A 19,066-nucleotide genomic window follows, 5' to 3' on the forward strand; every position below is an offset into this window, starting at 1 on the left:
GACCCGCGTCAGGCCTTGAACAGTGACGGCGCGGTCAGGACCGTGGTGCGTCCGTTCGGGTCGGTCACCGCATAGGTAAAGCCGGGCAGGAGGCAGAAGGCGCCGACGCGGCCCTTCGGGTCGAGGGCGAGAAAGCCGACTTGGACACCGCGGATCGCGTCGCCGCGCAGCTTGGCGATGTGCCGGACGACCTCTTCGCACGCTTTTTGCGGCGAAGCGCCGGACCGCATCGACGCGACCACGCGGGCGGACCCCGCGACGCGCGTCACCTCTTCGCCCAGCCCGGTCGACGTCGCGCCACCGACTCCCGCCTCGACGTACAGGCCGGAACCCACTTGCGGCGAGTCGCCGACCCGGCCACGCATTTTGAACGCCATGCCCGAGGTGGTGCAGGCGCCCGCGAGCCGTCCGCCGGTCGAGCGCATCAGCAGGCCGATCGTATCGTGATCGAGCGCGCCACCGGGCGTCCGGTCGACGCGGTTCTCGCTATTGGCTTCGGGTTTGTAGTGCGCGGTGGTGAGCCAGTCGCGCCATGCCTTTTCCGATTCCGGGGTCAGCAAGTTCTGTTTCGGAAAGCCCTGGTCCCGCGCGAAGCGAGTGGCGCCCTCGCCGACGAGGAAGGTGTGCGGGGTTCGCTCCATCACCCGGCGCGCGACCGAGACTGCGTGTATCGTGTCCTCGAGTGCCGCGACGGCGCCGACGCCGCCGGCATCGTCCATGATCACGGCATCGAGCGTGACGTGCCCGTCGCGGTCGGGATAACCGGAATAGCCGACGCTATGATTGGCGGGGTCGGCCTCGGGCACCATCGCGCCCGCCTCAACCGAGTCGATCAGCGATCCGCCGGCGCGAAGCCTGGCATAGGCGGCAGCGTTGGCCGCAGCGCCAAAATCCCACGTCGATACGATCAGCGCGCCGGCGCCGTCCGCCGATCCAGCCGCGAAGGCTTTCGCACCGCTGGTCGCGGACGCGGTCAGAGGCAGTGCGATGCCCAGCCCGCCCAATACCGATCGTCTCGTCGTCATGCCTACCCCCACAACCTGCCCCTGCGTCCATGCCTATCGACTTTCGAAGACAAGGACCAGAGGTATGGTACGTTTGTCACATGATCATATAAATGTAGTCGAGTGGTATTATCTAGGTATTGACTGGACAGTGTTTATGACCAAAACCCGTAAGCGGAGATGGATGCAGGCAGAAGCTGCATCCCTGTAAAAGGGGTTGAGTATGTTCCTACGTCATTCCGCATCGCGTATTGCGATTTCGGGCGCCTTGCTGATGGCAAGCGCTCCGGCTTTCGCGCAGGATGTCCCGGCGCAGGTCACGCCAGCACAGGCGGAAGCGACGACGCCCGCCGAAGCAAAGGTCGAAGCAGACGCCGAGTCCGCGATCGCCACGCCTGACGCCGCCGCGACGCCGCAGCGTCCCGCGACCGGCGACGGCGACATCGTCGTGACCGGTTCGCGGATCCAGCGTCCCAACATGACGTCGGCGGCGCCGATCGCGTCGGTCACCGCGCAGGACATTCGCGCGCAGGCCGCGGTCAACGTCGAGGACGTGCTGAACCGCCTGCCTCAGGTCGCGCCGGACAACCAGCAGACCTATGCCGATTCCGACGGTCGCCAGCGCATCAAGCTGCGCAGCCTCGGGTTCGAGCGGACGCTGGTCCTGATCGACGGCAAGCGCCTCGGCACGCAGAATGGCCAGGACGTCGGCATCATCCCGACGTCGCTGCTCGAGCGCGTCGACGTCCTGACGGGGGGCGCGTCCTCGGTCTATGGGTCGGACGCGGTCGCGGGCGTGGTCAACTTCATCCTCAAGAAGGATTTCGAGGGCCTGCAGCTCGATGCGAACTACAATTTCTACAACCACCTCAACAAGGATACGGTCGTGTCGCCGCTGGCGCGCGCGGCGGGGTTCCGCACCCCGCGCGGCCTGACCAATGACGGTGGCCGAGCCGACGTGACGCTGACCGGTGGCGTCAAGCTGTTCGACGGCGCATTGCGCGTGTCGGGCTTCGTCAACTATCGCGAGAGCGAGGCCGTATCGCTGTCGGATCGATCCAATTCGGGCTGTTACGTGACGCAGCTGACCGCGGACGGGCCGCTCTCATGCGGTCTGACCCCGAGCAGCTCGACGAGCGGTCTCGTCACGCCGCTCAGCGGCGTCAATGCGAACCAGCAATATGTGAACAATCCGGACGGCACCCGCAGCTTCGTGCCATTCGGCGCCGGCGCGGGCAACGCGTCCAACTATTTCAGCAACTATGCGTATCAGCGGCCGTCCGAGCGGATCAACGCAGGCGGCTTTGTCAGTCTCGACATCGCCCCGAATGCCGAGCTCTACGCGTCGGGCATCTGGTTCCGCGACAAGTCGTTCAACAATTATCCTGGCCGGGCGAGCTACAGCGGCGAGGGGCAGCTGCAGGTCAACTGCAACAACCCGTTCCTGTCGGCGTCGCAGGCGACGACGATCTGCGGTGCGGCAGCGGGGACCACGGCGCTCGCACCGATCAGCCTGTCCTATCGCCTCGGCGAATTTAACGACGTGTCCGACACGTATATCAATACCGGCGTTCGCCTGAGCGGCGGCGTGCGCGGCAAGGTCGGCGACGCGTGGACCTATGACGTCGGCGGTGTCTATTCGCGGAATCATCAGGATTACACGCCGACGTTCGTCGATCCGACACGGCTGCAGAACGCGATAAACGTAGGCGGAACGCTCGCCAACCCGACCTGCGCGACAACGTCCGACCCGGCCTGCGTGCCGTTCGACGCGTTCAGCGCCGGCAATACCAACCCGGCGCTGCGCAATTACCTGTTTGCTACGGGCACGCAGACGGGCGTCGGCACACTGTATGACGTCGTGACGTCGCTGACCGGCGATCTCGGCAAATACGGGATCAGGTCGCCGCTGGCCGAACAGGGCGTGGCGATCGCGCTGGGCACCGAATACCGCAAGGACACGTTCAGCGGGTATGCCGACCCGAGCTTCCGGACGCGGTTCGGCGGCGCCGACCAGAACCTGAAGCAGGATGTCTGGGAAGCGAACATCGAGGTGCAGGCGCCGCTGATCGAGCACAAGCCGTTTGCCGAACTCTTGCAGGCCAATGGCGGCTATCGCGTGTCGAAGTACAGCAGCAACCCGGACTCGTTCAGCACCTGGAAGCTGGAGGGCCTTTATGCCCCGATCAGCGACCTGACCTTCCGCGCGTCGTTCAACAAGGCACAGCGAGCGCCGACGGTGTTCGAGATCCGGCAGGCGACCAACATCGAGTTCGCGACGGTCGGCACGAACGGCATCAACGACTTCTGCGCACCCACCCCGATCGCGGATCCCGCCACCGGGGCGATCAGCTATGGCGCGCCGGTCGCCTCGCGTGAGGTCTGCCGTGCGACGGGCCTGACCGATGCGCTCTATGGCAGCACCACGTTGTTGTGCCCGGATGACCAGTGCACGGTGCGGTCGGGCGGTTTCACGTCCGCGCCAGAAACCGCGTACACACAGACCTATGGTTTGATCGTCAAGCCGCGTTTCATTCCGGGCCTGGTGTTCTCGGTCGATCGCTACCGGATCAAGATCAACGATTCACTCGGCTACAACCCGTTCAACTATTATACCGATGGGTGTCAGCGGTCGGGCGGCGACGACTTCTTCTGCCAGGGCATCGTCCGCAATCCCGGCACCGGCACGCTGTATTCGGATCCCGCCGGCAACCCGAGCACGGGCTTCATCCGGCAGGGCACGACCAACTTCTATCAGTCGATCGCGCGCGGCTGGGACTTCCAGGGCCAATATACGCTCGACCTGGAAACTGCTGGCAAGATCGACATGAACTTCAACGGTTCGCTGACGACCTTTGCCGGTGGGCAGGATTCGCCGGTCCAGCCCAAGCGCAACTGCGCGGGCTATTATGCCAATGGGTGCGGTCAGCTGATCCCGAAATGGTCGCACGGCCTGCGCACGACCTACACGACGATGGACAAGGCGTTCAGCGCGTCGTTCAACTGGCGTTATGTCGGGTCGCTGACGCATGCCGACAATTCGGGCGACGAAGCCATTGGCGGCACGCCCGAGCGCGAGCGCACGAGCTATTATCGTGTCGCACCGATCAGCTATTTCGACCTCGCGCTCAACTTCGCGATCGCCAAGCAGTTCTCGCTGCGCCTGATCGCGAACAACCTGCTCGACAAGACGCCGCCGATCGTACCCGACTCCTACAATATCAGCCTCGCGCGCAGCAACACCATCCCGCAGCGCTACGACGCGCTGGGCCGCAACCTGGCGATCGGCACGACGATCAAGTTCTGATCCTCATCCCCGACCTCAAGGGCTCGCCGAAAACGGCGGGCCCTTTTTTTGTGCGCGGTATATGCAGTCGAGTGCTTGCGGGGCACTGCGTCATGGGCTAGCGAAACCGCCGCTGCACCGGGCTTCGAGCCCGACGCGGCGAGTGTGCGGGTGTGGTGGAATTGGTAGACGCGCTGGACTCAAAATCCTGTTCCGAAAGGAGTGCCGGTTCGACCCCGGCCACCCGCACCATTCGATGACCGGCCTGCCCAGCGGCGGCCGGTCTTTTCATATCAGCGAACCGGAAAGAGCTGCACGTCGGTCAGGCGCAGGCCGGCGCGCGTCCCGCGATCGGGTACCGGCCCGGAAACGTCGAACTCGATCGGTTGTGCATCGAGCGCGGCATCGACCCGCCACCCGCCGCCACGCTGTCGGGCGGCGCCTACAAGGATCGGCAGCGTCCCCGGAACGTCCGCCCCGAGCTCCGCCTGGTGAGGCCGGAAGTGCAGCTCGGCCGGGCCATCGGATATCCCGGCTGTCGACACGTCGAGCTGTCGTCCTGCGTAAGCCGCGCGTCCGCCCGCGATCGTCACGGGGATCTGGTTGGTCTCGCCGACAAAGGCGGAGACGAACGGCGTGGCGGGCGTGTCGTAGACCTCGCGCGGCGTGCCGATCTGTTCGATGAGCCCACGGTTCATGATGACGACACGATCGGCGAGTTCGAGGGCCTCTTCCTGATCGTGGGTGACGAAGACCGACGTGAGACCGAGCCGATCGTGGAGGTCGCGCAGCCAGCGGCGCAAATCCTTGCGCACCTTGGCATCGAGCGCTCCGAACGGCTCGTCGAGCAGGAGCAGTTGCGGCTCGACCGCGAGCGCGCGGGCGAGGGCGACGCGCTGACGCTGGCCGCCCGAGAGTTGCGCGGGATAGCGATGGCCGAGGTCGGGAAGCTGGATCAGGTCGAGCAGCTCGGCCACGCGCGTGCGGATGTTCGCCTTGGCGGGACGATCGCGGCGCGCGCGGACGGTGAGCCCGAACGCGATGTTGTCCGCGACCGTCATGTGCCGGAACAGCGCATAATTCTGGAAGACGAAGCCGATACGGCGCTCGGCGGCCGGCGTATCGGTCATGTCGACGCCGTCGAAGAGGACGTGCCCGGCATCGGGGAAGTCGAGCCCCGCGATCATCCGCAGCAACGTCGTCTTGCCCGAGCCCGACGGACCCAGCAGCGCGAGGAATTCGCCCGGGCGGGCTTCAAGCGTGACGCCGTTGAGCGCGGCGAACGCGCCGAACCGTTTTGAAAGGGCGTCGATGACGATGCTCAATGCGCACTCCTTGCCTGGTGATAGCCGAAGCGCCACTCGAGCAGACTTTTCAGAACCAGCGTCACCAGCGCCAGCGACGCCAGCAGCGATGCGACCGCGAACGCGCCGACAAAATCATATTCGTTGTAGAGGATCTCGACATGCAGCGGCATCGTGTTCGTGAGACCGCGGATATGTCCCGAAACCACCGAGACCGCGCCGAATTCCCCCATGGCGCGCGCGTTGCACAGCAGCACGCCGTAGAGCAGCCCCCAGCGGATGTTGGGGAGCGTGACGTGCCAGAACGTTTGCCACCCGGACGCCCCGAGCGACACCGCCGCTTCCTCGTCGTCGCGCCCCTGCTCGGCCATCAGCGGGATGATCTCGCGCGCGACGAAGGGGAAGGTGACGAACACCGTGGCGAGCACGATGCCCGGGACCGCGAAGATGACCTTCCAGTTATGCGCGATCAGCCATGGGCCGAACCACCCTTGCGCGCCGAACATCAGGACGAAGATGAGACCCGCGACGACCGGCGACACGGAGAAGGGCAGGTCGATCAGCGAGATCAGCAGGCTCTTGCCGCGAAACTCGAACTTCGTGATCGCCCATGACGCGACGACGCCGAACACGCAGTTCAACGGGACCGAGATCGCCGCGACCAGAAGCGTGAGGCGGATCGCGGCACGCGCATCAGGCTCGGCGATGGCGTCGAGAAACATCGGCCAGCCCTTGGCGAACGCCTGGACGAAGACGACGACGAGCGGCAGCGCGAGGAACAGCGCGAGGAAGACCATGCCGATGCCGATCAGGACGCGCCGACCCAGGGGGCTTTCGGTTGCGGCGGCGCGGGTCATTTCGCGCTCCGCTTGGCACGCCATGCCTGGAGCATGTTGACGAGCAGCAGCATCGAGAAGGACGCGACGAGCATCACGCAGGCGATCGCGGTCGCGCCGGGATAATCGAACTGTTCGAGCTGCGTGACGATCAGTAGCGGCGCGATCTCCGATTTGTAGGGCATGTTGCCGGCGATGAAGATCACCGAGCCATATTCGCCGACGCCGCGCGCGAACGCGAGTGCGAACCCGGTCAGCAGCGCCGGCGCGATTGCGGGAAGGATGACGCGGCTGAAGGTCTGCCAGCGGGTCGCGCCAAGCGTCGCGGCGGCTTCCTCGACGTCCGCGCCGAGGTCGGCGAGGACGGGCTGGACCGATCGGACGATGAACGGGAGACCGATGAAGATCAGCGCGACGACGACGCCGAGCGGCGTGTAGGCGACGCGGATGCCGAGTGGCGCGAGCATCGACCCGATCCAGCCATTCTCGGCGTAGAGCGAGACCAGCGCGATGCCCGCGACTGCGGTCGGCAACGCGAACGGGAGGTCGACCGCCGCATCGACGAGCTTCTTGCCGGGAAATTCGTACCGCGCGAGGATCCAGGCGATAAGCAGCCCGAACACCGCATTGACCATGGCCGCCAGGAACGCCGTGCCGAAGCTTAGGCGATAGGCCGAGAGCGCGCGCGGCGACAGGCCGACGGCGACGAACCCATCCCATCCAAGCCCCGCGGCACGCAGGAAGATCGTCGACAGGGGAATCAGCACGATCAGGCACAGCCAGACGACCGTCAGCCCCATGGTGAGACCGAATCCCGGTATCACCGAACGCCGCGCGGACCGATGCTTCCCGACAGAGGCGCGCTCAGCCATGAGACGCCCGCCTGGGGTCGATCGTCGGCGTCAGCGCTTTGGTCCCGAATAGATCCGGTCGAAGACGCCACCATCGTTGAAGAAGCGCGCCTGCGCGGTCTTCCATCCGCCGAAATCGCGGATCGTCTGCGTCTCGATCTTCGGGAAGACGTTGGCATAGCGCGCCATGACCGCGGGATCGCGCGGACGGTAATAGTTCTTCGCGACGATGTCCTGACCCTCAGGCGTGTAGAGGAACTTCAGATAGGCGTCGGCGACCTTCTCGGTGCCGTGCGCCTTCGCGTTGGCATCGACCACGGCCACCGAGGGCTCCGCGAGCACCGAGATCGAAGGGACGACGATGTCGAACTTGCCCGCGCCGAGCTCCTTTTCGGACAGGAAGGCCTCGTTTTCCCACGCAATCAGCACATCGCCCAGGCCGCGTTCGACAAACGTCGTGGTCGCCCCACGCGCGCCGGAGTCGAGCACGGGAACATGGCCGAACAGCTGCGTCACATAGGCCTGCGCCGCAGCGTCGGACCCGCCTGCCTTTCGGCCATAGGCCCAGGCGGCGAGAAAATTCCACCGTGCCCCGCCGCTCGTCTTGGGATTGGGGGTGATGACCTGAACACCCGGTTTTACGAGGTCCGCCCAATCGCGGATCCGTTTCGGGTTACCCTTGCGAACGAGGAAGACGATCGTCGACGTATAGGGTGCGCTGTTGTCGGGGAGGCGGGCTTCCCAGTTGGCGGGGAGCAGCTTGGCGCGTTCGGCGATCGCGTCGATATCATAGGCAAGCGCCAGCGTGACGACGTCGGCACCCAGCCCGTCGATCACCGCGCGCGACTGTTTGCCAGAGCCGCCATGGCTCATGTTGAACTTGATGGTCTGGCCGGTGTCTTGCTTCCACTTTGCGGCGAAGGCGGTGTTGACCGACCGGTAGAGCTCCCGCGTGGGGTCATAGCTGACGTTCAGCAGTTCGACCGTGCCATCCTTGCCAGTGCCGGAGGGAGACGAGCAGCCCGCGACGATCGCCGCGAGTGCAAGGCCGATATGCGTTCGGTTCAATGTCATCCAGTCCTCCGCTTCCTCCAATCCCTATCGTGTCGATGGTCGTAAGGAATAGCCGCAAAGCTTGGCCGTGCAAAAGATTGGGTATCCGGTGACGTCTACATCTTGAGCGGAGCCGCATAGCCGGTGAGCTCGAGATAGCCGCTGCCGCCGCGTGTACGCACCGCGCCTTCCCAATAGACCGGCATCCCGCTGCGCCGTGCGTCGAGTTCCTGATCGGCGAACAGCGGCAGGAGATCGAGCCGCCGTACGCCCTCTGGCAGGCGGACGCTGAGGCGTTGCGCGACCGGGTAGAGTGCGCCGGTCCGCGGCGAACGCCATTGCCGGATCGGATCGAAGCGGACATCGGCGGGCGTGAAACGGACGACGCGGCCGTCCCTGCGGCGAAGCGATCCGCCCGCCCAGATCTGTCGCCCGCCCGCGCCGCGGATACGGAACGCCATCAGCGCGCCGCCATCGTCGAGATTGAGCCCGGCCCAGCCCCAGCCCACCGCGCCCCCGCCGAGATAGTCGGACGACCATTCGCGGTCGAGCCATGCCTGTCCGGTGACCGGCTGGACCTGGCCGTTGCGGGCCAGCCGGCCGGACACCGACAGATGCGGCACCGAGTAATAATAGCTGGCCTGTTCGGGACGGGGGCCCTTACGGCTATAGCCGTCCTCGCCTTCGAGCAGCGGCGGCTGGCGCGGGGTCAGCGTGAGCGACAGCGCGAAATCGGCGGTCGTGACACGCGTGACGAAACGACCGTCGGGCAGCCGGCGGATGCGCCAATCGCGCAGGCTGACGTCAGTGTCGCCGATCCGGGCCTGCGCCAGCCCGAACCCCGCGCGCGCGGCGCGCTCGCCGTGAAGCAGATGGCCGACACGCGGGTCCGAAAGCGCGGCATGCGCGAACAGGATCTGCTTCGGCGCAAAGGCGCTGGGATTGGCCGGATCGGTGGCGGGCGTGGTCCGGAAGAAGGTGATCTGAAACCCGAGGTCGCGCTTGTCCGGGGTGGCGAGCCGGCCCGTGACGTACCACCATTCGGTGCGAAACTCTGGGTGCGCGCCGTGTTCGCGGGGAAACGTGAAGCGCGCGCCCGGGCGGACCACCGCGGGTCCGGTCGAAGCCGGCGTCGCCGCCGTAAGCACGAGCGCTGCGAATGCGAGCAGCCGGCGCATCACCAATCCTCCCTCACCATGCGGACCGCATCGGCGGCGATCGCGCGGCGCCCCGCGATCGTCGCCGTGCCTGCTGCGGCGACCACCAAGGCTGCCGCGACGCTCGCGACGATCCCCCAGGGAACGCGCGTCGCCATCGTCCAGTTGAACGATTGCGGGTTGATCACGTGGACGAGAACCTGCGCCATGATCCCGCCGAGGAGGATGCCGGCAATGCCGCCGACGAGACCGAGCAGGCCACCCTCGCTTGCGAGCATCGCAACGATCTGGCGCTTCGAGACACCGATATGCCGCAGCATCCCGAATTCGCGCGTGCGCGCGATCGTCTGCGCCGACATCGTCGCGGCGACGCCCGCAAGCCCGACGAGGATCGCTACGCCTTCGAGGAGATAGGTCACGGCGAAACTCCGGTCGAACAGTTCGAGCGCATAGCGGCGCAGCGTGGCGGGGCGGGCGATCGACACGCGGCTACGCAGATCGCGTGGCGACCGCCGAACCAGCGCTTGCTGAACCGTCTGCGTGGCGGCGCCCCCCGCCAGCGTTATCGCGGCTTCGATGCGCGTGCTGTCGCCGGTGGCGCGCGTATAGTCGGTGTCGCGGATGACGATCGCGCCCTGCTGCCGCGCATAGTCGCGCCAGATCCCGGCGACGGCATAGCGACCGGCGATCGGCAACGTCACCGCATCGCCGACGCGGAGGCCGTAGATGCGCGCGGCAGGCTCCGACAGCCAGACCGGCGTCCTGCCGCTGGGGATCGCGTCGGCGGCCTCGATCAGTACGAGCGTCTGGTCGCCACCCGTCGCGACCGGGCGCGCGATCAGCGTCACCGGCGGGCGATCGGCGGCGAGCGTCAGCGGAATCTGTCTGCTGAACGCGATCGACGCCACGCCGGGCGTCGCCCGCAGGAGCGCTTGCGCGGCCGGATCGAAGCCAGCGGCGCCATCGACGCGAAGGTAGAGATCGTCGGCGAGCACCTGTCCGAGCCACTCGTCGACCGCGCCGCGAAAGCTGGTGACCATCACCGCCATGGCGATCATCAGCGCGGTGCTCGCGACGATCCCGCACAGCGCGGTCGCGGCCTGGCCGGGGGCGCCGTGGAGGTGGCGAACCGCCAGATCGACGGGAACATGCCGGCCCGAGCGGCGCGCCAGGGGCCGCAAAAGCGTGCGCGCCAGCCGGGGCATTCCCGCAATCCCGCCCGCAAGGATCAGGGCCATGCTGGCGAACCCGAAGATCGGCAAGCCATTGATCGCGGGCAGGAGTGCCATCGCCGCGCCGGTCGCTAGCAGGATCGCGGCAGGGATCCAGGGCACGGACGCGCGCGGGTCCATCACGTCGCCGGCATTGCGCAGCGCCGCCGCGGGCGCGGCACGTGCGGCGATCCGGGCCGGGAGGACGCTGCCCGCGACGGCAGCGAGCAACCCGAGCGCAAAGAACCCGGCCGCTGCGACCGGTGCAAAAGTGAGCCGGACACGACCATCCGCGAAATAGCCCGCACCCAGATCACCGCCGAACCGCGTGAGCGCGGCATAGGCAAGCGCATAGCCCAGCACCAGGCCGAGGGTAGCGCCGAACATTCCGATCGCGAGCCCTTCGAACGCGACGGTCGCGACGATACCGCTGCGTGGCAGCCCGAGCGTACGGATCAGCGCAAAGCTGCGCAGCCGTCGCGCGACCGACAGCGACTGCGCCGAAAAGACGAGGAAGCCGCCGGTCAGCAACGCGACGAGGGCCAGCATGTCGAGGTTGACGCGGTAGGCGCGTGACAGGGCATCGCTGCGGACGGCGTCGCTTGCGGCGGTGCCGATCACCGCGTCGCGCGGCAGGATCGCCGCGAGCGGGGTGGTGTCGGCGCCTTCGGCCTGCGCGACGTCAATACGGTCGAGCCGGCCGATCCGCCCGAACCGCCACTGCGCGGTGGCGATGTCGACGACGCCGATCGCCTGGTCCTCGGCCACGCCCGGGAGTCGCCCGGCAATACGCAGCGACGTCGTCCGGCCGTTCGCCGCGACCGTCACCGCCTGCCCGGGCTCGACGCGCAGGTTGCGCAGCGCCGCGGCGGACAAGAAGAGCGCATCGCCGTCGAACGCCGCGTCGGAGCGGCGGTCGACGCCCGTGGGTACGATCCCGACCAGCGACGGCGTGACCTGAGCGGCGCGGAGAACGTCGAGACCAAGCAGCGTGAAGCCCGTCGTCCCGATGGTCGCGCGAAGGACGACGGCCGGGCTCGCGTCGACGACGCCGGGCGCGCGGGCGACGCGCGGGTAGAGGGCCTCGTCGAAACCGAGCGGGCTCGTCGCGTTGACCTGCACGTCGGCGCGGCCGTTGACGGTCCGCAGCGCACCCTCGAACGACGACAGCGCCGAGCCGTTGACGAGGTGGACCGCAAAGCCGAGCGCGACGCCGATCGCGATGGCGATCGCGGTGAGCGCCAGGCGTGCCGGATGCGCCCGCCACTCGCCCAGGACCAGCCAGGCAAGCGCGAGCCGTGCGGACAGAACGCTCACTCCCGGCGTTCCAGCCCGGTCGCGGTCAGCGTGAGGACGACGTCGGCAATTGCCGCCGCGGCTTCGGAATGCGTGACGATGATCGCCGCGACCTTGTCTTCGCGCACCGCCTGCGAAAAGAGATCGAGGACCTTCGCGGCGGTCTCCGGGTCGAGATTGCCGGTCGGCTCGTCGGCGAGGATCAGCGCGGGGCGGTGGACCAGCGCGCGGGCGATCGCGACCCGCTGCAACTCGCCACCGGACAGATCGCGCGCATAGCCGGCGCCGCGCGTCCCGAGACCGACGCGTTCGAGCATCGCCTGCGCGCGGGTGGCGATGGCGCGGCTATCTGATGAGACGAGCGCGAGCGGCAGCGCCACGTTCTGGCGAAGCGTCAGATAGGGAAGGACATGGAAAGCCTGGAAGACGAAGCCGATGCGGGTGGCGCGCAGATGCGTCAGCGCGGCCTCGTCCAGCGCACCTAGCGTCACGCCCTCGACCGTGACCTGCCCGGCATCCGCGGTATCGAGCCCGGCGAGGATGTTGAGCAGCGTCGATTTGCCGACGCCGCTCTCGCCGACGATCGCGATAAGCTGCCCGGGATTGGCGGTGAGATCGAGCGCACGGAAGAGTTGGCGGCCACCGGGCACCGACTTTTCCAGTGCGGTGACGTGGAGGAGGGCGGGAGCTTGCATTGCCCGCTCATGCCACGGCGCGTCTCCGGGGGACAGCATGGCGGGGTTGCCCTGCGTTGCTTTGGGGGCGGGTTATCCGTGCGCAGTGGCGGCGGGCATCCCCGCCCACCGGTCTAAGGTCCGCGCCGGAGCTTTCGCCCCGGCGTCGGTGTCAGGCCGCGAACTGGTTCATCGTATTGTGCACGCCGCCCGCCTTCAGCGCTGCCTCGCCGGCGAAATATTCCTTGTGGTCGTCGCCAAGGTCGGAGCCCGACATGTTCTGGTGCTTCACGCAGGCGATACCCTCGCGGATCTCCTTGCGCTGGACGCCCTTCACATAACCGAGCATTCCGGCATCGCCGAAATATTCCCTGGCGAGATTGTCGGTCGACAGCGCAGCGGTGTGATAGGTCGGCAGCGTGATCAGGTGATGGAAGATGCCGGCGCGCTTCGCCGAATCTGCCTGGAAAGTGCGGATGCGTTCGTCCGCCTCGTCGCCAAGCGCAGTGCCGTCATAGTCGACGCTCATCAGGCGTGCGCGGTCATAGCCCGCGACGTCGCGGCCCGCTTCGCTCCACGCATCAAACACCTGCTGGCGAAAGTTCAGCGTCCAGTTGAAGCTCGGCGAGTTATTATAGACGAGCTTGGCATTGGGGACGACCTCGCGAATCCGGTCGACCATGCCCGCAATCTGTTCGATGTGCGGCTTTTCGGTCTCGATCCAGAGCAGGTCTGCGCCATTCTGCAACGAGGCGATGCAATCCATCACGCAGCGATCCTCGCCGCTGCCGGCGCGGAACTGGAACAGGTTGGAGGGCAGGCGCTTCGGGCGGAGCAGCTTGCCGTCGCGGTTGAGGACGACGTCGCCATTCTGCGCGGTCGCGGGATCGATCTCCTCGCAGTCGAGATAGGAGTTGTACTGGTCGCCGAGATCACCGGGCGCCTTGCTGACCGCGATCTGCTTGGTGAGCCCTGCGCCGAGTGAGTCGGTGCGCGTGACGATGATGCCGTCCTCGACGCCGAGTTCGAGGAACGCGTAGCGGCAGGCGCGAACCTTTGCGAGGAAGTCCTCATGCGGCACGGTGACCTTGCCGTCCTGATGCCCGCACTGCTTCTCGTCGCTGACCTGGTTCTCGATCTGGAGCGCGCAGGCGCCCGCCTCGATCATCTTGCGTGCGAGCAGGTATGTCGCCTCGGCGTTGCCAAAGCCCGCGTCGATATCGGCGATGACAGGGACGACGTGCGTCTGGTAATTCTCGACCGCATTGAGCAGGCGCTTTTCCTCGATCGCGTTACCCGCGGCGCGCGCCGCGTCGATGTCGCGGAACAACATGCCGAGTTCGCGGGCATCAGCTTGGCGAAGGAAGGTGTAGAGCTCCTCGATCAATGCGGGGACGCTGGTCTTTTCGTGCATCGACTGGTCGGGCAATGGGCCGAATTCGCTTCGCAGCGCGGCCACCATCCAGCCGGACAGATAGAGATAGCGCCGGTCGGTCGTGCCGAAATGCTTCTTGACGCTGATCATCTTCTGCTGCGCGATGAACCCGTGCCAGCACCCCAAGGACTGCGTGTAGTGCGCAGGGTCCGCGTCATAGGCGGCCATATCGCGGCGCATGATCGCGGCCGTGTACCGCGCGATGTCGAGACCCGTGCGGAACCGGTTCTGCGCGCGCATCCGGGCGACGGATTCGGACGCGATCCCATCCCATGTCCCGCTCTGCGCGGCGATCAGGTGGTCGATATGCGTGATGTCGGTCTGGAAGGTCATGCTGCGTCCTCGTTCCGCGTTTGATGCGGCGGGAGTACACAGCATTACACGCAACCGCCCCCGTCAGCAGGCCTGCGACAGGGTCGAGGTGTCACAGGCGTTCACGGCCGTCTGTCCGGTTGTCACAAACTTGACAAAACCGATCAGGCCGGGGCGGTCGTGCTCGAGGCCGGAATCTGCTGGCTCGGATTGGCAGAGGTCTGTTCGAGCAGCCCGTTGCGCTTGGCCACGATCGTGGGCACCAGCGCCTGGCCGGCGACGTTCACCGCGGTGCGGCCCATGTCGAGGATCGGGTCGATCGCGAGGAGGAGCCCCGCGCCTTCCAGCGGCAACCCGAGCGTCGACAGCGTCAGCGTCAGCATCACGACAGCGCCGGTCAGACCCGCGGTTGCCGCGGAGCCGAGGACGGACACGAGTATGATGAGGACATAATCGGCGGCGTGCAGCGGAATGCCGTAATATTGCGCGACAAAGATCGCGGACACGGCGGGATAGATCGCGGCGCACCCATCCATCTTCGTCGTCGCCGCGAACGGTACGGCGAACGCGGAATAGCTACGCGGGACGCCAAGCCCCCGCTCGACGACGTCTTCAGTGACCGGGAGCGTCGCGATCGACGACCGCGACACGAAACCGAGCTGGATCGCCGGCCAGGCGGCGGCAAAGAAGCGCTTCGGGCTCAGGCCGTTGGTGATCAGCAATATGGGATAGACGACGAACAGGACGAGCGCGAGGCCGGCATAGACCGCGATGCTGAATGCCCCGAGCGCGGACAGCGACTGCCAGCCATAGCGGACGATCGCATTGCCGAGCAGCGCGCCGGTCCCGATCGGCGTAAGGCGGATCACCCAGCGCAGTATGCGGCGGAATAGCGCGAGCGCAGAGGCGTTGAAGGCGAGGAACGGTGCGCCGGCGTCGCCGATCCGGACCGCGGCAACACCGATCGTGATCGCGATGACGATGATCTGAAGGACATTGAACGACAGGGCGGTGCGCGCGGCGCCGTCCGCCAGCTTGGTCGACGCCTCCAGCCCGAGAATGTTCGCGGGGACGAGGCCACGCAGGAAGTCGAGCCATGATCCGGCCGCCTTTGGCGCAACCGCGCTTGCTGCATTCACCCCGGCGGTGACGCCAGGCTGGATCAGCAGGCCAAGCGCGATACCGATCGTGACCGCGATCAGCGCGGTGATCGCGAACCAGACAAGCGTGCTGATGACGAGGCGGCGGGCGTTGTCGAGGTCGCGAAGCGCGGCGATCGAGGCAACGATCGCGGTGAAGACAAGCGGGACGACCAGCGTCTTCAGAAGCTGGACGAAGATCTCGCCGACGATGCGCAACGTCTCCGCAAGCCCCGAACCCTCGCCCAGATTGCGCGCGACGAACCCGAGCGCGAGCCCGCTGATCATGCCGATCAACACCTGCAATCCGAACGATCGCCGTAACGTATGCATTGCCATCATCCCGTCTAAACCCGACCGGGCTACAGGGGTTTCACGGTGATGTGCAACGAAGACGCTGTCCGTGGCGGGATAGCCGAGCTTGTCGCGATCAGCGGACGATGGGGAATTGCTCGCGGAACCGGTCGACCAGCGTCTCGATGCGATCAATGTCTTCGGCGCTTCCCGACGGCGTGACCGACCAGTTGCAGTGCGGATGCGTTTCGATCGAATAAACGCGCACATCGCCCACCGCCATCCGCCATCGGCGGCCGTCGCCGAGATGGTCTCTGGTCAGCACCGTCACGAGGCGGTCACGCAGTTCGCTTGCGGTCATCGGCGGGATCTGGAGCAGGGCATCGAGGCGTGCGATACCGCGTGGGGCGCGATGTGACACCCCAAAAGCGCGTTCAGGTCGGATCGCTTTCCTCGGAAATCGCGATCACCGGCAACGGGCTGCTCGCCGCCATGACCGCGCCGCCATGAGCGGTGCCGACATGGATGCGGACGCCCGACGCGAGACGGAGGCGGGGGGAGGGCATGGTCGAGGCAAGCGCCGACGCAGGCGGCGACGGCACGATTGCCTCGGCGTCCGGCGCCGCTCGACCGCGGTGGACGGTGACGCTCGACTCGATCGCGCCGGTATAGCCGGAGGCTACGGTCGTGGCGGCGAGCGTGGTCGCGGGTCCGGCGATGGGCTCTGGCTCGAGGCCCGCATAGTGCTGACGGAAGGTGAGCGCGCGTTCCATGGCGCCGCGCCAGCGATAGAAGACGTGCGCGCCGATCGCGCCGACCCGGCTGAGGCTCGGCGCCCACCAGGGCAGGATCGAGGCGGCGTGATACGAGGTCGATGCCCCGATCGGCGCGAAGACGCTCCCGTCGAAGGCAGCGCGCGCGATCGATGCCGCGCGCGCCCAGGCGCTTTCGTCGCGGGGACGGTTCATCGAGCCGTCGCAAGTGAAGCTGAACTGGCAGCCGGTGCGGCGCGTCGAACCCTGATAGACGACGCCGCACACGCTGTGGGGAAAGGCGCGATCACGGACGCGGTTGAGCACGACTTGCGCGACCGCGCGCTGCCCGTCGGTGGATTCGGACCGCGCCTCGTAATAGACCGCGGCGGTCAGGCACGCGATCGCCCGCTGACGGTCGTCCTCGCTGCGGGCGGCGCCGGTGAACGCGGGTGCTGCGGCGGGCGTCAGCGACGCATCGGTCAGCCGAGCCGGGCTGGCGAAGGCGCGTTCGAGCGGCTCGACCGGTGCGTCGAGCGCAAGTCCGGCGAGCAACGTGCGGGCTTCGGCGGCGTCACGGACGGGAACCGCTGCGACGTGGCCGGCCTGGCGCAGCGCGGGCGGGACGCACGACGTGCTGGCGGCGATCGCCGTGAACCCCAGCAATGTTCTCTTGAGCATAAGGCGGATCGCGCGTCCTGACAGGAACCCCGCCCGTACCGCCCGTATCTTAGATAGTGGTTAACTCGCAGGCGCAGCGGCGACGAGGCTCAGCCCGACGGCCTCGGCAACCTTGATCCCGTCGACACCCGCCGACAGGATGCCGCCCGCATAGCCCGCACCTTCGCCCGCGGGAAACAGTCCGATCGTGTTGAGGCTCTGAAAGTCGTCGCCGCGCGTGATGCGCACGGGGGACGAGGTACGGGTCTCGACACCGGTGAGTACCGCGTCGGGGTGGTCATAGCCGGGAATGTCGCGGCCGAAGACGGGGAGCGCTTCGCGCATCGCACTGACCGCGAAATCGGGCAGGCATTCGGCAAGGTCGGTGAGATGGACACCCGGGCGGTAGGACGGGATCACCGTCCCGAGCGCGGTCGATGGTCGGCCCGCGAGGAAATCGCCGAGCCGCTGCGCGGGCGCCTTGTAATCGGAACCGCCGGCGACATAGGCCCGCGACTCCCAGTGCCGCTGCAGTTCGATGCCGGCGAGCGGATTGCCGGGATAGTCGCGCGCGGGATCGATGCCGACGACGAGCCCCGAATTGGCGTTGCGTTCGTTACGCGAATACTGGCTCATGCCGTTGGTCGCGACGCGACCGGGCTCCGAGGTCGCGGCGACGACCGTGCCGCCTGGGCACATGCAGAAGCTGTAGACCGTGCGGCCGTTCGAACAGTGATGCGACAGGCTGTAGGCGGCGGCGCCGAGGTCGGGATGCCCCGCGCAGGGGCCGAACCGCGCTTGGTCGATCCAGGATTGCGGATGTTCGATGCGCACGCCGATCGAGAACGGCTTGGCCTCGAGATAGACGCCGCGATCGTGCAGCATGTGGAAGGTGTCGCGCGCGCTGTGCCCGACCGCGAGCACGACGTGATCCGCCTCGAGATACTCGCCGGTGTGAAGGTGGAGACCGCGAAGCCGGCGCGTACCGTCGTCGTCGACCGCGATGTCGAGGTCGTCGACGCGGTGTTCGAAGCGATATTCACCGCCGAGCGACTCGATCGTCTCGCGCATCGCCTCGACCATCGTCACCAGCCGGAACGTGCCGATATGCGGATGCGCCTCGGTCAGGATCTCGGGCGGCGCGCCGGCCTTGACGAACTCGGTGATGACCTTGCGGCCGAGGTGGCGCGGATCCTTGATCTGGCTCCACAGCTTGCCATCGGAGAAGGTGCCCGCGCCGCCTTCGCCGAACTGGACGTTGGACTCGGGGTTGAGAACGCTGCGACGCCAGAGGCCCCAGGTGTCCTTGGTGCGTTCGCGAACCAGCTTGCCGCGATCGAGGATGATCGGGCGGAACCCCATCTGCGCGAGGATGAGCCCGGCGAACAGACCGCACGGACCGGTGCCGACGACTACCGGACGTCGTGCGGCCGGCGTCTCCGGCGCCTTGGCGACATGACGATAGCCGGTATCGGGGGTCGTGTTGACGTGGCGGTCCTTGCGGAACCGCGCGAGGATCGTCGCCTCGTTCTTCGCGGTGACGTCGATCGAATAGACGAGCTGGATGTCCATCTTGTCGCGCGCGTCGTGCGCGCGGCGGGCGACGGTGTAGCGGATGAGTTCGCGCGGGGTGATCCGCAATCGCTTGCAGACCGCCGCGGGGATCGCTTCGTCGGCGTGGTTGAGCGGAAGCTTGAGTTCGGTGATGCGGAGCATGGGGCCCTGTAACGCGGCGTTGCGGATTTCGCCATGTCGCGCGGTGCGCGTTCGCGACACGACCGCCCCGTGCGGTTGGCGGGGGA

The 19,066-nt window shown here is 67.0% G+C and carries 14 protein-coding genes and 1 tRNA gene; 2 read left to right on the plus strand and 13 right to left on the minus strand.

The window, feature by feature from the left end; genetic code table 11:
- Nucleotides 1-8 precede the first annotated feature (8 nt).
- Nucleotides 9-1,025, minus strand: a complete 1,017-nt coding sequence (locus tag ASE72_RS14135; RefSeq protein WP_056022698.1) for a N(4)-(beta-N-acetylglucosaminyl)-L-asparaginase — start codon at nucleotides 1,023-1,025, stop codon at nucleotides 9-11.
- A gap of 202 nt (nucleotides 1,026-1,227) precedes the next feature.
- Here ASE72_RS14135 and ASE72_RS14140 point away from each other — a divergent pair, with 202 nt between their 5' ends.
- Complete coding sequence (locus ASE72_RS14140; RefSeq protein WP_056022701.1) at nucleotides 1,228-4,311, plus strand: TonB-dependent receptor domain-containing protein; 3,084 nt, start codon at nucleotides 1,228-1,230, stop codon at nucleotides 4,309-4,311.
- A 146-nt stretch (nucleotides 4,312-4,457) separates the two neighbouring features.
- A tRNA-Leu gene (locus ASE72_RS14145) sits at nucleotides 4,458-4,542 on the plus strand.
- Between the two features lie 41 nt (nucleotides 4,543-4,583).
- Here the strand turns inward: ASE72_RS14145 and ASE72_RS14150 are convergent.
- The 12 genes from ASE72_RS14150 to ASE72_RS14205 all read right to left on the minus strand — a co-directional run bounded on the left by ASE72_RS14150 (nucleotide 4,584) and on the right by ASE72_RS14205 (nucleotide 18,980).
- Nucleotides 4,584-5,615, minus strand: coding sequence for a sulfate/molybdate ABC transporter ATP-binding protein (locus tag ASE72_RS14150; protein WP_056022703.1), 1,032 nt, complete (start codon nucleotides 5,613-5,615; stop codon nucleotides 4,584-4,586).
- Nucleotides 5,612-6,451, minus strand: a complete 840-nt coding sequence (gene cysW, locus ASE72_RS14155) for a sulfate ABC transporter permease subunit CysW (protein WP_082446088.1) — start codon at nucleotides 6,449-6,451, stop codon at nucleotides 5,612-5,614. Before cysW ends, ASE72_RS14150 begins: the two co-directional genes overlap by 4 nt.
- Entirely contained in the window at nucleotides 6,448-7,302 is an 855-nt protein-coding gene (gene cysT / locus ASE72_RS14160; RefSeq protein ID WP_056022710.1) for a sulfate ABC transporter permease subunit CysT, read from the minus strand. Before cysT ends, cysW begins: the two co-directional genes overlap by 4 nt.
- 30 nt (nucleotides 7,303-7,332) lie before the next feature.
- The gene (locus tag ASE72_RS14165; RefSeq protein ID WP_056024134.1) at nucleotides 7,333-8,355 is read right to left on the minus strand and encodes a sulfate ABC transporter substrate-binding protein; all 1,023 of its coding nucleotides are present in this window, start codon (nucleotides 8,353-8,355) and stop codon (nucleotides 7,333-7,335) included.
- A 95-nt stretch (nucleotides 8,356-8,450) separates the two neighbouring features.
- Nucleotides 8,451-9,512 carry a lipocalin-like domain-containing protein gene (locus ASE72_RS14170; protein WP_056024136.1) on the minus strand — a complete coding sequence of 354 codons (1,062 nt, stop codon included), beginning with the start codon at nucleotides 9,510-9,512 and terminating at the stop codon, nucleotides 8,451-8,453.
- Nucleotides 9,512-12,019 carry an FtsX-like permease family protein gene (locus tag ASE72_RS14175; protein WP_056022713.1) on the minus strand — a complete coding sequence of 836 codons (2,508 nt, stop codon included), beginning with the start codon at nucleotides 12,017-12,019 and terminating at the stop codon, nucleotides 9,512-9,514. The genes ASE72_RS14170 and ASE72_RS14175 overlap by 1 nt, the downstream gene beginning before the upstream one ends.
- Nucleotides 12,016-12,693 (minus strand): ABC transporter ATP-binding protein, encoded by a 678-nt coding sequence (locus tag ASE72_RS14180; RefSeq protein WP_235532367.1) that lies wholly within the window; start codon nucleotides 12,691-12,693, stop codon nucleotides 12,016-12,018. The genes ASE72_RS14175 and ASE72_RS14180 overlap by 4 nt, the downstream gene beginning before the upstream one ends.
- Nucleotides 12,694-12,844: 151 nt before the next feature.
- Complete coding sequence (locus ASE72_RS14185; protein ID WP_056022719.1) at nucleotides 12,845-14,440, minus strand: isocitrate lyase; 1,596 nt, start codon at nucleotides 14,438-14,440, stop codon at nucleotides 12,845-12,847.
- Nucleotides 14,441-14,583: 143 nt separating this feature from the next.
- Nucleotides 14,584-15,891: a dicarboxylate/amino acid:cation symporter gene (locus ASE72_RS14190; RefSeq protein ID WP_082446090.1), complete on the minus strand. Its 1,308-nt coding sequence runs from the start codon at nucleotides 15,889-15,891 to the stop codon at nucleotides 14,584-14,586.
- Nucleotides 15,892-15,988: 97 nt separating this feature from the next.
- Nucleotides 15,989-16,213, minus strand: a complete 225-nt coding sequence (locus ASE72_RS14195; protein WP_056022721.1) for a hypothetical protein — start codon at nucleotides 16,211-16,213, stop codon at nucleotides 15,989-15,991.
- Nucleotides 16,214-16,286: 73 nt separating this feature from the next.
- Complete coding sequence (locus ASE72_RS14200) at nucleotides 16,287-17,285, minus strand: cell wall hydrolase (protein ID WP_082446092.1); 999 nt, start codon at nucleotides 17,283-17,285, stop codon at nucleotides 16,287-16,289.
- A gap of 60 nt (nucleotides 17,286-17,345) precedes the next feature.
- Complete coding sequence (locus tag ASE72_RS14205) at nucleotides 17,346-18,980, minus strand: NAD(P)/FAD-dependent oxidoreductase (RefSeq protein ID WP_056022727.1); 1,635 nt, start codon at nucleotides 18,978-18,980, stop codon at nucleotides 17,346-17,348.
- Between the last annotated feature and the right edge of the window lie 86 nt (nucleotides 18,981-19,066).

This window comes from Sphingomonas sp. Leaf20 (genome assembly GCF_001421535.1).
Classification (GTDB): domain Bacteria; phylum Pseudomonadota; class Alphaproteobacteria; order Sphingomonadales; family Sphingomonadaceae; genus Sphingomonas.